Raw genomic sequence first — 15,887 nt, 5'->3', positions numbered from 1 at the left:
CCATGAAACGTATTCTTCTTGCCAGCGCCGCGATTATCGGCACCGCCGTCAGCGCGCAGGCCGCCGACATGGCCGTCAAGGCCCCTTACTACAAGGCGCCGATTGTCGCCGTCTACAATTGGACCGGCTTCTATATCGGCGTGAACGCCGGCGTCGGCATCGGTCGCGACCGCGTCACCCACAGCTATACCGGCGACTCACTTTATCGCTCGCCGCAAGGCGGCTTCGGCGGCGGCCAGATCGGCTACAACTGGCAGGCCGACTCGCTGCTCGGCCCGATCGTTTACGGTCTCGAAGCCGACATTCAGGGCAGCGGCCTTAGCGGGGGTGGCGCCAACGTTTTGGGTCCCAACGGCCCGAACACTGTTCAATACGGCACCAAATCCGATTGGTTCGGCACTGTGCGTGGTCGCGTCGGCCTCGCCACTGGTCCGGTCCTCAGCTACTTCACCGGCGGCTTTGCTTACGGCAACATCAAGAGCACCATCACCGAAGCAGGCGTCGGCGCGTTTAGCAGCGACCGTACTGCCACCGGCTGGACCATCGGTAGCGGCGTTGAAGCAGCCCTTGGTGGCAACTGGACCGGCAAGGTCGAATATCTTTATCTCAATCTCGGCAACCGCAGCAGTGCCTTTGGTCCGCCGGCCCAGTTCACCAATACCGAGCTGCGTGAAAACCTGTTCCGCGTTGGCCTGAACTACCGAATTGGCGGCAACAGTGTGTATACCCCAGTGGCTGCGGCTAACTGGACCGGCTGGTATATCGGCGGCAACGTCGGCTCGGGCACGGGCCGTGACCGCAGCTTCCTCGGCACGCCGGGTGGTGCGGGCGAATCGTTCAGCCTGAATCCCGACGGCATCAATGGTGGTGGCCAGATCGGTTACAACTGGCAGGCAGCCAATTGGGTGTTCGGTCTAGAAACCGATATCCAGGCCTCCAGCCAGCGCGACAACAAGACTGTCGTCGTCGGTGGCCTTGTCAATTACGATCACAAGCTGCCCTGGTTCGGCACCGTGCGTGGCCGTCTCGGCTACTCGGTCGGTTCGAGCCTGTTCTATGCCACCGGTGGTTACGCTTATGGCAGCGTGAAAACGACTTTGAACACGGTGGCCGGCTCGGCCAGCTTCGAGAGTACGCAGAGCGGCTGGACCGCCGGCGCTGGCATCGAGACTCCGTTCAAACTTTTGGGCCTGTTCGGACCGCAATGGACCTCGAAAACCGAATATCTCTATGTCGACCTCGGCCGCAAGACCGACGTCATCATTCCGGGCACCGTTACCAGCACTAGCGTCACCGAGCATATCTTCCGCACCGGCCTGAACTACCACTTCAACAGCCCGGTCGTTGCGAAGTACTGATCTCAGCGACATCCGCTATACCGAAAACCCCGGCCTCGCGGCCGGGGTTTTTGTTGTAGGATGCTTGGCGCTCACAGACGTTATTGCCCGATCGTCATTGCAAGGAGCCCTTGCAACGAAGCCACCGTGTTTTCTCTTCGACTTCTGGATTGCGCCAGCGAACTCACCCTGGCTGACCCCGACAGCGTTAAGGCCGACGCTTGATCGCGACGGCCACCAGTCCTGGTGCGGCAACGCTGCGTTCCGTGCGAGACGAAACGTGTTCAAGATGAACGAGCGCCAGGCCGGCGGCTGCGATCAGGCCGCGCAGATGATTTTCGCTCTGCGCATAACGCAAGCCCGCGCCGAGACTGACACCGTCGCCGTCATGGGTCTCGGCCGTAAAGGCGAGCAGCCCGTCAGGAACCAGCACGCGCGCAGCTTCTCGCAAAACCGGCGCAAGGTCGTGCAGATAGATCAGCACGTCAGCTGCGATGACCAGCTCGGCACTACAATCTGACCGGCGGCATAAACCCTCGACGATCTCAGCGACTTCAAGCTCGGCGTAAAGCCCCGTGGCATGCGCGCGCTCGATCATGCGCGGTGAGAGATCGATGCCGATGATGGCGCCGGTGCAGGCGGCAAAAGCGCCGGCTGCCAGCCCGGTGCCGCAGCCGAGATCGATGGCGCGGGGGAAGAGCATTGCCCTATCCGTCGCAGCGCATGCGGCACGCACGGCGCCCAACAGCACCGCCGGCCCGCGATAACCGAGCGTATCGACCAGAGCCGCGTCGAACTTGGGCGCGTATTGATCAAACAGTGCCGTCACATAGGTTGCCGGCATGGCCGAAAGATCGTCAGCGCCGAGCCGCATCAACCGCAGACCAGCACCGTTGCGATCACCGGGATCGCTGGCCTGCGCGCGGCGAAATGCGGCGATGGCCCCGGCGGTGTCACCCAGCTGCTCCCGGACCTCCCCGAGCACGAACCATGCGGTGGCAAAGCCCGGCGCCAGATCAGTGGCCTGCTCGAACAGATCGGCCGCCGCCACCAGATCGCCCCGCATCTGCAGGTCGCGCGCATAGTCGAAACGCCGATCGGCGTTCATATCGCCGGATGACATGAACAAGCGCGCGGGCATGGCGGGAACCGATCGGAGGGCGGGGCGTTCGCAGGACGACTCGAACCAACCCAAGGCGGACCTATATAACCGAGATGCGTCCGCAAGACATCCTTATCCCGGTTCCCGCCGGTCTGTGTTGCAAGCCCGGCGGCTTCCATATCGATCCGGTGAGGCCCGTGGATCGCGCGGTCATTACCCACGGCCATTCTGACCATGCGCGGCCGGGTCACGGCCATGTGCTGGCGACGCAGGAAACACTCGACATGATGCGGCTGCGCTATGGCGACAATTTCGCCGGCAGCACGCAGGCCATTGCCTATGGCGAGACAATCAAACTCGGCGACGTCACGGTCTCCTGCCACCCCGCCGGCCATGTGCTGGGATCAGCGCAAATGGCGGTGACCTGCAAGGATATCTGCATCGTTGCCTCCGGCGATTACAAGGACGCCCGTGACCCGACCTGCACGCCGTTCGAGGTGGTGCCCTGCGACGTGTTCATCACCGAAGCGACGTTCGGGCTTCCGGTATTTCGTCATGGCGATGCCGCCGACGAGGTGAAGAAGCTGCTGGCCTCCGTCGCGCTGTTTCCGGAGCGCGCGCATCTGGTCGGCGCCTATTCGCTGGGAAAGGCACAGCGGGTCATCAAGCTGATCCGTCAGGCCGGTTACGATGCACCGATCTATCTGCATGGCGCGATGGAGAAGATCACACACTACTATCAGAGCCGCGGCATCGATCTCGGCGAATTACGCCAGGTGAAAGGCGTCAGAAAAGCCGACCTCGCCGGCACCATAACGCTGGCGCCGCCATCGGCTACGTCGGATGTGTGGACGCGGCGCTTTCCCGATCCAGTCACCGCCTTTGCGTCCGGCTGGATGCGCGTGCGGGCCCGCGCGCGACAGCGCGGCGTCGAACTGCCTTTGGTGATTTCGGACCACGCTGACTGGGATGGTTTGATCGCGACCATCGGCGCGACCGGGGCCAGCGAGATCTGGGTTACCCATGGCCAGGAAGACGCGCTGGTACATTGGTGCCAGACCAGAGGCCTGACCGCGCGCCCGCTGGCGCTGGTCGGCTATGGCGACGAGGAGGAAGAGGAAGTTCTCCCACCCGGCGAAAGCACCGACGCATGAACCGCTTTGCCGAACTGCTCGATCGTCTCGCTTATGAACCCGGCCGCAACAACAAGCTGCGGCTGATTACAGGCTACTTCCGCGAAGTGCCCGATCCCGATCGAGGCTATGCGCTGGCGGCGCTGACCGGCGCGCTATCGTTCAAACACGCGAAGGCCGGCCTGATCCGCGACCTGATCGCATCGCGTACCGATCCAGTACTGTTTGAGCTCTCCTATGACTATGTCGGCGATCTCTCGGAGACGGTGGCGCTGATGTGGCCGAAGTCTCAGGAGACCGCGCACAACAACCCTCCGCCACCGACACTCACCGAAGTCGTCACCACACTCCGCACGCTCGGCAAGGCCGAATTGCCCGCGCAGCTCACGCGCTGGCTCGATGAGCTTGACGAGACCGGACGCTGGGCGCTGCTGAAGCTTGTCACCGGCGCAATGCGGATCGGCGTCTCGGCCCGGCTGGCCAAGACCGCCGCCGCAGCACTCGGCGACAAGGATCCTCATGAGGTCGAGCTGATCTGGCCCGGCCTCGCGCCGCCCTATGGCGAATTGTTTGCCTGGCTTGAAGGCCGCGCCGAGAAGCCGGTCAATCGCGATCCTGCTCCGTTCCGCCCGGTAATGCTCGCGCATGCCATCGAGGAGTCCGACTTCGCCAATCTTGACGCTGCGGATTTCGTTGCGGAATGGAAATGGGACGGTATCCGGATTCAGGCGGTCAGCGGCAAAGGCGATGACGACAGGATCGTCACGCGGCTCTATTCGCGCACCGGCGAGGACATCACCGGAAGCTTCCCCGACCTCGTACCATCGCTGCGCTTGCCTGGCGCCATCGACGGCGAGCTGTTGGTGCTGCGCGAAGGTCGCGTTCAATCGTTCAACGTGCTGCAGCAGCGGCTGAACCGAAAGAGCGTAACGCCGAAACTAATGAAGGACTATCCGATCCATCTGCGGGCCTATGACCTGCTCAGCGACGGTGAAACAGACTTGCGGGAGCTTCCGTTCGAACAGCGGCGCGCCAGGCTGGAGACATTCATCGCGGAGCTCGACGACGACAGGATCGATCTGTCCGACCAGATCCCGTTCGCAACACGGGATGCCCTCACCGCCGCGCGTGCCGATCCTTTCAGTGCCGGAGCCGGCGAAGATGCCGATGCCGTCGAAGGCGTGATGCTGAAGCGGCGCGATTCCGCCTATCTGCCGGGGCGACCGAAAGGCCAGTGGTGGAAGTGGAAGCGCGACCCGCACGTCATCGACGCCGTACTGATGTATGCGCAGCGCGGCCACGGCAAGCGCTCGTCCTATTATTCGGACTACACCTTCGGCGTCTGGACCACAGGCGAGAGCGGAGACCAGCTCGTGCCGGTCGGCAAGGCCTATTTCGGCTTCACCGATGAGGAACTGCTGCAGATCGACCGCTTCGTCCGTCGCAATACCACCGAGAAATTCGGGCCCGTGCGCCACGTTACCCATGAACCTGAGAAGGGTCTCGTCCTCGAAGTCGCCTTCGAGGGCCTGGCGCGCTCGCCGCGGCACAAGTCGGGCGTCGCGATGCGGTTTCCGCGTATCAGTCGACTGCGCTGGGACAAACCGCCACGTGACGCCGACCGGCTGGAGACGCTTGAGCGCATGCTAAAGTCTGAGACCGCAATTACGCCGGCCCAGCCTGCCACGCCTTGACGCCGCAAGCGGGTTCCCCATTTGCGTGGGACCACCTATGATCAGCGCGCGATTTGCGCGCAGGAGACCACGATGCAGCCAAATGAGAGCCAGGACTTCCAGACCAAAGGATTGCCGGCCAACAATGACGGCCTGTCGCGCTTTCTCGGCGGATCTCCCTTGGCGGTGCTCGGCCGGCTGATCCTGCTGTCGATTCTGGTCGGCGTCGTGCTGGCCGCCATCGGTTTCGATCCGTGGAACATCGTCACCAGCATCCGCCGCCTGTTCCAGTGGGTTTATGACCTCGGCTTCGATGCCATCAACGGCCTCTGGCGCTACTTCCTGCTCGGCGCCGTGATCGTGGTGCCGATCTGGCTGATCATGCGGCTGTTCAGCGCCCCCCGCGGCCGCTGAGGTCTTTCCAAACTACGGACATCTGACGCTTGTCGACTGACGACACCACGCCATCGCAAGCGTTCAAGCCTGCCACCACCCGCGACATCTTTGCCATCGCGGGGCCAGCGATGCTGGCCAATCTCACGACGCCCTTACTGGGCATCGTGGCAACAATTGCCGTCGGACGGCTGGGCGACGCCACCCTGCTCGGCGGCGTCGCCATGGCTTCGGTGCTGTTCGACTGCCTGTTCTGGCTGTTCGGCTTCCTGCGCATGAGCACGGTGGCCTTCACCGCGCAGGCGCTCGGCGCAGGCGACCAGCAGGAACTCCGCGCGCTGCTGCCGCGCGGCTTCATCATCTCGGCGGTGATCGGCGGATTGCTGATCGTGCTGCAGGTACCGCTCGCGGCCGGACTGCTGACTGCTATGGGCGGCAGCGACGGCGTCACCGGCGCTGCACGAACCTATTTCACCATCCGGATCTGGTCGGCACCGCTGGTGCTGGCTAACTTCGTCATTCTGGGCTGGCTGGTGGGCCAAGCCCGCGCCAGTCTTGCGCTGACGGTGCAGATCGCCGTCAACGCCATCAATATGATGGCGACATTGTTGCTCGTGCTGGTGCTCGATCTGGGCATCGCGGGCGCCGCCTATGCCGCCATCATCGCCGAACTCTCCGGCTTCGTGATCGGGACGCTGGTGGCCTATCGCATCACAGGCGGACGTCTCACCCAGCCATGGGCTGTGCTGCTGGAGCGCGGCAGACTGATGCACATGATGGCGGTCAACCGCGACATCATGATCCGTACCGCCGCGCTGATCGCGGCATTTCTGTTCTTCACGGCACAGGGCGCGCGGTCCGGCGATCTCACGCTCGCTGCCAATGCGGTGCTCAACAACTTCCTGATGATCAGCGCGTTCTTTCTCGATGGACTTGCCAACGCCGCCGAACAGCTCTGCGGCCGTGCCTATGGCGCGCGCAACCGCGTGGGCTTTTCCAGCGCGGTGCGCCTCGTCATCATCTGGGGTTTCAGCTTCGCCATCGCGCTCAGCGCGATCTACGCCCTCGGCGGATCGCTGCTGATCGATACCATGACATCGAGCCCGGATGTTCGCCGGGTCGCGCGCGACTATCTCTGGCTGGTCGCACTGGCGCCAATGCTCGGCGTCTTCGCCTTTGCCTATGACGGTGTCTTCATCGGCGCCACATGGGCGCGCGACATGCGCAACCTGATGGTGCTGTCGCTGGTGTGCTTCCTGGCCGCATGGTTCTTGCTGCGTCAGCTCGGCAATACCGGATTGTGGCTGGCACTGCTGGTGCACTACATCGCCCGCGGCGGGCTGCAGGCACTGCGCTATCCGGCACTGCTGCGGCAGACGTTCGGGTGAACCCTCTCTACCCTCATCCTGAGGAGCGGCCGCAGGCCGCGTCTCGAAGGATGGCGGCGAATTCCGAGCCAGGTCAGTTCATGGTTCGAGACGCGCGCAAGCGCGCGCTCCTCATCATGAGGGTTGGAGTTAACCCGGCCAGTCTTCCGCAGTAATCGTCGCCGCATCCGCGCCGACGATTTCCGACAGGGACTCGCGGCCGGTGCGCAGCAATGTCGACGACAGATCGGCCTTGATGCTCTCGACGAGGCCGACGCCCTTATAGACCAGCGACGAATAGAGCTGGATCAGGCTGGCGCCAGCGCGGATCTTGGTGAGTGCCGCGCCGCCGCTGTCGATGCCGCCAGCGCCGATCAACGGGAACGCGCCTTCGACGCGCACGAAGGTCTCCGCCACCATGCGGGTGGACAGCCTGAACAGCGGACGGCCGGACAATCCGCCCTGTTCCTTCAGACGCGTCTGTTCGCGCAAGGTCGACGGACGGCCGATGGTGGTGTTGGCGACGATCATGCCGTCGACGCGGCGCGAGCGCGCGACATGCACGACATCGTCGAGATCGGCGAGGCTGAGATCGGGGGCGATCTTCAGCAGCACCGGAGAATCCCCGGCGTTCTTGCGGACACGCTCGCGCGCGTCGATCACGCGCGCCAACAGATCGTCGAGCTCAGTGGCCTGCTGCAAGTTTCGCAGTCCCGGCGTATTCGGCGATGATACGTTGACGGTGAAATAGCTCGCCACCGGCGCGAAAGTCTCGATCAGCCGCACATAATCGTCGGCGCGATCGGCAGAATCCTTGTTGGCACCGATATTGACGCCGACGATGCCGCCATGCTGCGCGCGTGCAGCCAGCCGGCGCAGCACGACCTCAGCACCGTCGTTGTTGAACCCCATCCGGTTGATGACGGCTTCGTCGCGCTCCAGCCGGAATAGCCGTGGCCGTGGATTGCCGGATTGCGGCTTCGGCGTCACCGAGCCGATCTCGGCGAAGCCGAAGCCAAGACGCAGCAGCGCATCCGGCACTTCAGCATTCTTGTCGAAGCCGGCAGCGATACCGACCGGATTGGGGAAGTTCAGACCGAATGCACGGACTGCGAGCTTCGGATCATCCGGCCGCGGGCGTGCATAAGGCAGCATGCGCAACCCGCGGATTGCGAGGCGGTGTGCGTCTTCGGCATCGAGCATGCGCAGCATCGGCAGGGAAAAGGCATCGAAGGCGCGAATCACGATTTGAGCTCCGGAATGTCGTGGTTGCCGTCAGAGCGCGCGCGCAGATCCATGATGGCGGTGACGGCGCCGAGATCGAGCTCTCCGTGGAGATGCGGGAAAAGATCGCCGCCGCGAGATGGCTCCCAGCGCAGCAAGTCGCCGAGTGCGTCTGCGTCCACAGCAATCAGAAACAGGCCGGTTTGGCCGAAATAATACTTCCGGAGCGTCTCGGGGAGCTGCGCTGCGGTGGAGAAGTGAATGAAACCGTCGCGGGCATCGTCGGCGCTGCCGCGATAGGTGCCCTGGCGCTCGGCCTCGCGCCAGCTCGAAGCCGGACAGATTTTATAGATGGTGCGCAACCGCCCAGACTTCCAAATTGTTGAATCAGCTGTTTTCGATGTGTGCGGACGCCCAGTCGCGGGTTTCGGTGGCTGGAGTCGGCAACCGACCGTATCGGCGGCACCTCTCCACTTCAAGGCTGCACATTTTTTTCAAATGCCTGTTGCGAAATCGGTGCATTCACGGCAATAATTCCTAGATTTCGCCACGATTCACCGCCCCGTAGAAATCCGGGCCAACGGACTGAAACCGATGATGCTCTCGCACGCCCAGATCTGGAACGCTCTTGACCGCCTCGCAGAACGCAACGGCCTGTCACCCTCCGGCCTTGCGAAGAAAGCGGGGCTCGATGCCACCACTTTCAACAAATCGAAGCGCATTACCAATGACGGCCGCGAGCGTTGGCCCTCAACGGAGTCGGTCTCGAAAGCACTGACTGCGACCGGCGTGCCGATCGACAGTTTCGTCAACCTGATCGAAGGCACCAAGCGCATCGTGCAGTCGGTGCCGCTGCTCGGCTTCGCGCAGGCCGGCCATGGCGGCTACTTCGACGACGCCGGTTTTCCTGCCGGCAGCAAGGGCTGGGATGAAGTCGGCCTGCCCTCCGTGAATGACGAACATGCCTATGCGCTGAAGATCTCCGGCGATTCGATGAAGCCCGCCTATCGCGACGGCGACATCATCGTCGTCTCGCCGGAAGCGCAGATCCGCAAGGGCGACCGCATCGTCCTCAAGACCAAGGACGGCGAGGTGATGGTCAAGGAGCTGAAGCGCCGGACCACCAAGCTGATCGAACTGCAGTCGCTCAATCCGAATCATGTCGACCGGTCGTTTCCGGTCAACGACGTCGAATGGATCGCCCGCATCGTCTGGGCGAGCCAATAACCAGACACTCTCAGGACTGGCGTCTGCCCCCCGAATGATTTATGCGAGTTCCCTATCCGGAACTCGCAATCATCGGTAGGCCATGAAAGCCAGAACAATCGTTACCGGCGCGACCGCGCTGGTCTTGGTCAGCGCAGGTTCTCTCGCACATGCGAAGCCCATGAACTGCGCCGTCGTCACGACGAAGCAGATCGAAGCCCTGTTCGACCGGTGGAATGCCTCGCTTGCGACGCTCGACCCCGCCAAGGTCACCGCCAATTACGCGTCTGACGCGGTGTTGCTGCCGACGGTATCCAACACGCCGCGCACCGACAGCGCCAGCATTCAGGACTACTTCGTCCACTTCCTGGAAAAGCACCCGCAAGGCAAGATCGACACGCGGACCGTCAAGATCGGTTGCAATATGGCATCCGACGTCGGCACCTACACCTTCACCTTGTCCGGCAAATCCCCCACCGACACGCAAATCGTCAAGGCCCGCTACAGCTACGTCTATGTCTACCGCGACAAGAAATGGCTGATCGCGCATCACCACTCGTCGGCAATGCCGGAGCCTGTCACGCCGGCGATAGCAACGGCAGCCCCGAAATAGGCATCAAGAACATCAGGAAGAAGGCGCGCTCCATCAGGAAGCGCGCCTTTGACGTTTCGTATGGTGTGAGCCTCAGGCCGAGCGCGCCAGCGCGCCGTCGATCATGTTGATCGCATTCTGCACGCCATAGACCGCGACAAAGGACCCGAAGCGCGGGCCTTTCTCCTGGCCGAGCAGCACCTGGTACAGCATGTTGAACCAGTCGAGCGATACGCCGGGCCGGCCATCCTTGGCGAGCTTCTTGTGGTCGAGGAACGGCTCGCGGCGACCGATCTCATAGACCGCGTTCTGGATATCTTCCGGCGTCGCTTCTGCCGGCAGTTGCGACAGCGCATCGCGCAGATCCTGCAGCGCCACGCGCTCCACATCGGTGGGCTCGCGGAACGTCTTGGTCGGCGCCACGAAGTCCCGATAGTAGTTGATGGCATAGCCGACCATGGCGTCGAGCCGCGGATGCGTCTCTGCGCTGACTCCCGAACGATAACGCCGGATGAAGCCCCACAGGGTCTCGGCATTCTCGGCGTTCGATGATGATACCAGCGTCAGCAGCAGCTGGAACGTGACCGGCATGTCCGCCACCGGCGGATCGCCGGCATGGATATGCCACGCCGGATTGGACAGGCGCTGCTTGCCGTCCTGCCTGGCATAGCCTTCGACGAATTGCTGATACTCGTCCACATTGCGCGGGATCACGTCGAAGAACAGCCGCTTGGCCGCCTTCGGCTCGCGATACATGAACAGCGACAGCGATTCCGGCGAGGCATAGCGCAGCCATTCGTCGATGGTCAGGCCGTTGCCCTTCGACTTGGAGATCTTGCCGCCCTTGTCGTCGAGGAAGAGTTCATAGTTGAAGCCCTCCGGCGGCGTGCCGCCGAGCGCCGCGCAGATCTTGCCGGACAGCTTCACGGAGTCGATCAGATCCTTGCCGGCCATTTCATAGTCGATGCCGAGCGCGGCCCAGCGCATCGCCCAGTCGGCCTTCCACTGGCACTTCACATTGCCGCTAGTGACCGGCGTCGTGACTTCTTCGTTGGTGTCGGGATCGACATAGGTGATCGTGCCGGCAACCACGTCGCGCCGGATCATTGGCACCTGCAGCACCACACCCGTTGTCTTGCTGATCGGCAGGAACGGCGAATAGGTGGCGCGGCGATCCGGGCCCAACGTCGGCAGGATGATGTCCATGACCTTGTCATAGACGGCCAGCATCTTCAGCAGCGTCGCGTCAAACCGGCCGGATGTATAGTAGTCCGTCGACGAGGCGAACTCGTAGTCGAAACCGAATTGATCAAGAAAGACGCGCAGCCGCGCATTATTTGCTGCGCCGAATGACGGATATTCGTTGGAGAACGGATCCGGTACCCGCGTCAGCGGCTTGCCGAGATGCGCCGCCAGCATGTCCTTGTTCGGCACATTGTCCGGCACCTTGCGCAGGCCGTCCATGTCGTCGGAGAAGGCGATCAGCCGGGTCTTGATCTTGTCTTCGGTGAGCACGCGGAAGGCATGGCGCACCATGGTGGTGCGCGCGACCTCGCCGAAAGTGCCGATATGCGGCAGGCCCGACGGACCGTAGCCGGTCTCGAACAGCACTTCGTCTTTCGGCGTTTTCTTCAGACGCGCCACCAGCGCCTTCGCCTGCTCGAACGGCCAGGCGTTGGAAGTCTCGGCGAGCGCGCGCAGCTCGCTCGGGCTCATGGTGGGGTCTAGCGTGGACATCGTGTTTTGGGCCTCCGGGCCGCGGAACCTAGCGGCTCCGCACCGAAATGCCAAACCGCGGGATGAGAAAATTCAGAACGGGCTGATCGAGAAATAACGCAGCCACAAATCGGTGTAGCGGCCTTTCTCCCAGACCCGGAACAGGGCCCAGTTCAGCGCCTGGCGCAGCGTGTCATTGCCCTTGCGGACGGCGATGCCGATGCCTTCGCCGAAAAAACGGCTTTCGATGAAGGGGCCGCCGCTGAAGGCGCAACAATCGGCGGAATCGCTGCCGTTGATCCAGAAGGCAAACGAAATCGCATCGCCGAAGATGAAATCGACCTCGCTGCGTTTCAGCGCCTGGCGCAGCGCATCGTCGTTCGGGAAAGGCACCAGCACCGCATCGGTGAACATCGCCTTCAGATAGGCCTCATGGGTCGAGCCCGCGATCACGCCGACCTTCTTGCCCTCGAGATATTCCGGGCGAATCTCTGGCATCACCGCATTCTTGCGGGCCACGAAGCGCGCCGGCGCACGGTAATAGGGATCGGTGAAATCGACGCGAGCGCGAATCTGCGGCGTCACCGCCATGGAGGCGATGATGGCGTCGCCGCGGTTGCTGGAAATGGCATCGAGCAACGTCTCGAAGCGGCGCATTTGCACTGTGCAGGTGACCTTGATCTCCTCACAAAGAAGGCGCGCAAGATCGACGTTGAAGCCCGCCGGATTGCCGTCGGGACCGGTGAAATTGAACGGCGGGTAGTCAGTCTCGGTCAGAAAGCGGATCACGGTGATGCGCGACAGGTCCGGTCGGTCCGGACGGCGACGCGGGTCCCAGAAGCCCGGGACGGCCTGCGGGCCGGGCTGGCTCGCGGCCGGAGCCGACATCTGCGCCGAAGCCGGGACAGCCGAAAACAACGACATCCACGCACCCAGCAGAACGCCAAGGGCCAGCGCGGTTGCGCGACACCTTGTCAGAGGTATTTGGTTGCAGGAATTAACCATCTGTGGTTGCATGGAGGTGGGTCCGGATCGCGGTCTTATAGACCATCCGGTGCGAGACGCGAGTAGCGTTTGTAGTGTGAGGGCGTTGCATGGGGGTGCAGCAATCTTTCCCGGGTCATCGGCCGCGCGTTTCGCGCCGGCCTCTCAGCTCCCTCGGCTGGACGTCTTCCTCCACCGCGCCGAACTACAGGGCGCCAGACCACCGCGACAGCCCGGCCAGCGAGCTCGACTGCCTGCGTGGCATACTCCCGGTTCCGCTTCTGCACGCCGGGGAGCGCCGGAGTCGCGAGCTCAATCTGGGCGCCGATCAGGTCCTGATCCAATGGGGCGTCATCAGCGAGGAAAAGTATGTCGCGCATCTGGCCCGCTACCTTGGCGTCGACTTCGACGATCTTTCGACAGTCGGGCGCACTCACTGCCCCTTGGCAGATGCCGACCTTCCGAGGATCGCAGAATCCGGCATCCTGCCGCTCCGGCATAATCGCGCTCTCACCTGGGTCGTCGCGCCGCGCGCCTTTGCGGCGCGTCGGCTGACGCGCTTCTCCACGACATATCCGTCGCTCGTTGCCCGCATTCGCCTGACAACGCGGCATCACCTGCATCAATATCTAACCGAGCAAACCGGAGATGTGCTGTCGCGCATTGCCGCAGAAGGCCTGCGGCAAAAGCAGCCGGCGATGTCGGCCAAGTCGACCGTCGGTTGGCACGAAGGACTGCAGCCAGCGATTCTGCTGCTGATATGTGCGGTTCTCGCGCTCCTGTATCCGACGCTGGCGATAGACCTGATCGGCGGTATGGCAGCGATCTGGTTTCTCGCCTTCTCGCTCCTCAGGCTCGCTTGCGTGCTGGTTCCGCCGCAGCCGGAGCGGCAGTTGCCGCCGCTGCGTGACGATCAGTTACCGATCTATTCCGTCGTCGTCGCGCTCTATCGCGAGGCAGCGTCCGTTCCGGGTCTGTTGCGGTCCCTGCAAAGGCTCGACTATCCCGCCGAGAAGCTCGACATCATTCTGGTTCTTGAGCCTGACGATCTGCGGACCCGCGCGGCGATTGCCAGAGCACGACCGGGACCGCAGGTTCAGGTCCTCATCGCACAGGCAGCAGGTCCGAAGACCAAGCCGAAGGCGCTGAATGTTGCTCTCCCCTTCTTGCGCGGCAGCTTTGTCACGGTGTTCGATGCCGAAGACGATCCCGACCCTGGCCAATTGCGCGCCGCGCTCGACATGTTTCGCCAGCACAACGACGACGTCGCCTGCGTTCAAGCCGGCCTGCATTTCGACAATCTGACGCACAGCCTGCTATCGCGCATGGCGAGCGTGGAATATGCCGGGCTGTTCGCGGTCTTCCTGCCCGGGCTGGTCGCATTGGGCATGCCGTTGCCCCTTGGCGGTACCTCGAACCATTTCCGCACCGACACCTTGCGCCGCATTGGCGGCTGGGATGCCTATAACGTTACGGAAGATGCCGACCTCGGGATTCGCCTGGCCCGTTTCGGCTATCGTTCCATGACCATTCCTTCAGTTACACTCGAGGAAGCACCGATCACCTTCGGCGCGTGGCTGCGGCAACGATCGCGCTGGATGAAAGGCTGGATGCAGACCTGGGCCGTGCATATGCGCGATCCCCGCCGGTTGTGGGACGAAGCCGGCGCGCGGGGATTTCTCGCACTCAACATCATTTTCGGCGGCAATATCCTGACGTCGCTGGCCTTTGCGGTGCTGGTTGTCAAACTTATCGCTTACCTGCTGCTCGCAGATAGCGGCCTGCTGTTTGGCGGCCGGTTGTCGTCATTACACATGCTGGCCATCGCCGGCGGCTTCATCGCGACATGCGTCCTGGGCCTCACCGGCCTGATGCGCCGTGGTCGCCTGCGCGATGGCTGGATCCTGGCCCTGACGCCGATTTATTGGGGATGTCTCTCGATCGCGACCTGGCGCGCGCTGTGGTTATTCTGGACCCGGCGCCATCACTGGGAAAAGACTGAGCATGGCCTGGTGCATCGGACGGGGACGATGGCAGCAAACCGCGGGCGAGTTCAGAGATAGCGCTTGAGATCCGCGACTGCTTCTTCCGGCTTGCGCTTGAGGTTGAATGGCGCGACGAAATTGCCGTCCTTGTCCATCAGATAGATCAGCGCGGTGTGATCCATCGTGTAGTCGCCCTCCTTGGTCGGCACCTTCTTGGCATAGACGCGGTAGCCGGCAATCACCTTCGCCACGGCATCGGGCGAGCCCGTCAATCCCTTCAGATGCGGATCGAAGCTCGACAGGTAGTCCTTCATGATCGCCGCCGTGTCGCGCTCGGGATCGACGGAAATGAAATAGGTATTGATACGATCGGCGTCCTTGCCCATCGCACGGAGCACTTCCGACATTTCGAACAGCGAGGTCGGGCAGATATCCGGGCAATGGGTAAAGCCGAAGAAGACCAGCGTCGGCTTGCCCTTCAGGCTCTGCTCGGTGACGGTCTGGCCGGACTGATCGGTGAGCTGGAACGGACCGCCGATCGAGGCCGGTGCTGCGACATTGCGGAAACCTCCCGTCAGCCACAGCACAACCAGCAATCCCGCCGCGAGGCTACCTGCGAAGGCAGCAATGATGACCAGCGGCCGGGTGGTTCGATCAGTCATGGAATGTTCCCTGAATTACTCTTTGGCAGCCAATCACATGCAGGCGGCAATGCCGGTCTTGATCATCTCGAAAAACACGGCCGTGCCATAATGTGCCCACAGCCCGATTGCGCCCACCACAAGGAGCGCCGCGAACGCCGCGGCCGATGCGACGATGACCGACGCAAGCCGTGACGGCCGCTCGGACGCAGGCATTGTGCTCTCCGGGGTCGATAAAGGCTGCACCATCAGACGATCTCGGAACGGCCAAGGCCCGAGATCATTCCGGAGCCCGCCATTCGGGTTCCAGATAGGCCGAGATGACACCGTGGGCAAGCGCTCCCAGCGCCGCAGGGGATCACGTCATGCTGATGGAATAAAAACCAGATCGGCCTTTAGCTTTTTGTTTTGACACGTTTTCTTGACGCGAACCGGCATCCACTTCGCTCGAAAACGCTCTAGGGCCGATCGACATTCAGGATTCCCAAGAGGTTCAATCGCTGATTCATAGGGTTCCGTGATTTGCACGGAGCA

15 protein-coding genes are annotated in these 15,887 nt (G+C 62.7%); 8 read left to right on the top strand and 7 right to left on the bottom strand.

The window, feature by feature from the left end; all coding sequences use genetic code 11:
- Window positions 1-2 precede the first annotated feature (2 nt).
- Window positions 3-1,358, top strand: a complete 1,356-nt coding sequence (locus tag AC1RLZ_RS30015; protein ID WP_493191658.1) for an outer membrane protein — start codon at window positions 3-5, stop codon at window positions 1,356-1,358.
- 187 nt (window positions 1,359-1,545) lie between these two features.
- On the opposite strand, the gene AC1RLZ_RS30010 is transcribed toward AC1RLZ_RS30015, so the two are convergent.
- Window positions 1,546-2,478 (bottom strand): class I SAM-dependent methyltransferase, encoded by a 933-nt coding sequence (locus tag AC1RLZ_RS30010; protein ID WP_493191657.1) that lies wholly within the window; start codon window positions 2,476-2,478, stop codon window positions 1,546-1,548.
- A gap of 74 nt (window positions 2,479-2,552) precedes the next feature.
- Between AC1RLZ_RS30010 and AC1RLZ_RS30005 the strand changes: the two genes are divergently transcribed.
- The 4 genes from AC1RLZ_RS30005 to AC1RLZ_RS29990 all read left to right on the top strand — a co-directional run bounded on the left by AC1RLZ_RS30005 (window position 2,553) and on the right by AC1RLZ_RS29990 (window position 7,026).
- A complete protein-coding gene (locus tag AC1RLZ_RS30005) occupies window positions 2,553-3,593 on the top strand; it encodes a ligase-associated DNA damage response exonuclease (RefSeq protein WP_493191656.1) in 1,041 nt (346 codons plus the stop codon).
- Window positions 3,590-5,266 carry a cisplatin damage response ATP-dependent DNA ligase gene (locus tag AC1RLZ_RS30000; protein WP_493191655.1) on the top strand — a complete coding sequence of 559 codons (1,677 nt, stop codon included), beginning with the start codon at window positions 3,590-3,592 and terminating at the stop codon, window positions 5,264-5,266. The genes AC1RLZ_RS30005 and AC1RLZ_RS30000 overlap by 4 nt, the downstream gene beginning before the upstream one ends.
- Before the next feature lie 72 nt (window positions 5,267-5,338).
- Complete coding sequence (locus AC1RLZ_RS29995) at window positions 5,339-5,659, top strand: DUF6460 domain-containing protein (protein WP_493191654.1); 321 nt, start codon at window positions 5,339-5,341, stop codon at window positions 5,657-5,659.
- Window positions 5,660-5,769: 110 nt separating this feature from the next.
- The gene (locus tag AC1RLZ_RS29990; RefSeq protein WP_493191678.1) at window positions 5,770-7,026 is read left to right on the top strand and encodes an MATE family efflux transporter; all 1,257 of its coding nucleotides are present in this window, start codon (window positions 5,770-5,772) and stop codon (window positions 7,024-7,026) included.
- A gap of 129 nt (window positions 7,027-7,155) precedes the next feature.
- Here the strand turns inward: AC1RLZ_RS29990 and AC1RLZ_RS29985 are convergent, their stop codons facing one another.
- On the bottom strand, window positions 7,156-8,250 hold the full coding sequence (locus tag AC1RLZ_RS29985) for a quinone-dependent dihydroorotate dehydrogenase (protein ID WP_371425860.1): 1,095 nt from the start codon (window positions 8,248-8,250) through the stop codon (window positions 7,156-7,158).
- Entirely contained in the window at window positions 8,247-8,591 is a 345-nt protein-coding gene (locus tag AC1RLZ_RS29980) for a DUF952 domain-containing protein (protein ID WP_493191653.1), read from the bottom strand. The genes AC1RLZ_RS29985 and AC1RLZ_RS29980 overlap by 4 nt, the downstream gene beginning before the upstream one ends.
- Before the next feature lie 235 nt (window positions 8,592-8,826).
- Here AC1RLZ_RS29980 and AC1RLZ_RS29975 point away from each other — a divergent pair, with 235 nt between their 5' ends.
- Both AC1RLZ_RS29975 and AC1RLZ_RS29970 read left to right on the top strand, forming a co-directional pair.
- Window positions 8,827-9,456 carry a S24 family peptidase gene (locus AC1RLZ_RS29975; RefSeq protein WP_493191677.1) on the top strand — a complete coding sequence of 210 codons (630 nt, stop codon included), beginning with the start codon at window positions 8,827-8,829 and terminating at the stop codon, window positions 9,454-9,456.
- 82 nt (window positions 9,457-9,538) lie between these two features.
- Window positions 9,539-10,048: an SgcJ/EcaC family oxidoreductase gene (locus AC1RLZ_RS29970; RefSeq protein WP_493191652.1), complete on the top strand. Its 510-nt coding sequence runs from the start codon at window positions 9,539-9,541 to the stop codon at window positions 10,046-10,048.
- 72 nt (window positions 10,049-10,120) lie between these two features.
- Here AC1RLZ_RS29970 and AC1RLZ_RS29965 read toward each other — a convergent pair whose 3' ends face one another.
- Window positions 10,121-11,764 carry a lysine--tRNA ligase gene (locus AC1RLZ_RS29965; RefSeq protein WP_493191651.1) on the bottom strand — a complete coding sequence of 548 codons (1,644 nt, stop codon included), beginning with the start codon at window positions 11,762-11,764 and terminating at the stop codon, window positions 10,121-10,123.
- 72 nt (window positions 11,765-11,836) lie between these two features.
- Entirely contained in the window at window positions 11,837-12,667 is an 831-nt protein-coding gene (locus tag AC1RLZ_RS29960) for a transporter substrate-binding domain-containing protein (protein ID WP_493191650.1), read from the bottom strand.
- A gap of 170 nt (window positions 12,668-12,837) precedes the next feature.
- On the opposite strand from AC1RLZ_RS29960, the gene AC1RLZ_RS29955 reads away from it, so the two are divergent.
- Window positions 12,838-14,790 (top strand): glycosyltransferase, encoded by a 1,953-nt coding sequence (locus AC1RLZ_RS29955; protein ID WP_493191649.1) that lies wholly within the window; start codon window positions 12,838-12,840, stop codon window positions 14,788-14,790.
- Here the strand turns inward: AC1RLZ_RS29955 and AC1RLZ_RS29950 are convergent.
- Window positions 14,781-15,374: an SCO family protein gene (locus AC1RLZ_RS29950; protein ID WP_493191648.1), complete on the bottom strand. Its 594-nt coding sequence runs from the start codon at window positions 15,372-15,374 to the stop codon at window positions 14,781-14,783. The two genes, AC1RLZ_RS29955 and AC1RLZ_RS29950, sit on opposite strands and share 10 nt — an antisense overlap.
- A 33-nt stretch (window positions 15,375-15,407) precedes the next feature.
- Window positions 15,408-15,569, bottom strand: a complete 162-nt coding sequence (locus AC1RLZ_RS29945) for a hypothetical protein (RefSeq protein ID WP_371425847.1) — start codon at window positions 15,567-15,569, stop codon at window positions 15,408-15,410.
- Between the last annotated feature and the right edge of the window lie 318 nt (window positions 15,570-15,887).

The organism is Tardiphaga sp. GW822-FHT04G09 (genome assembly GCF_058800725.1).
The sequence above is the reverse complement of the archived record's forward strand: the minus strand, read 5'-3'. Positions and strand labels throughout refer to the sequence as shown.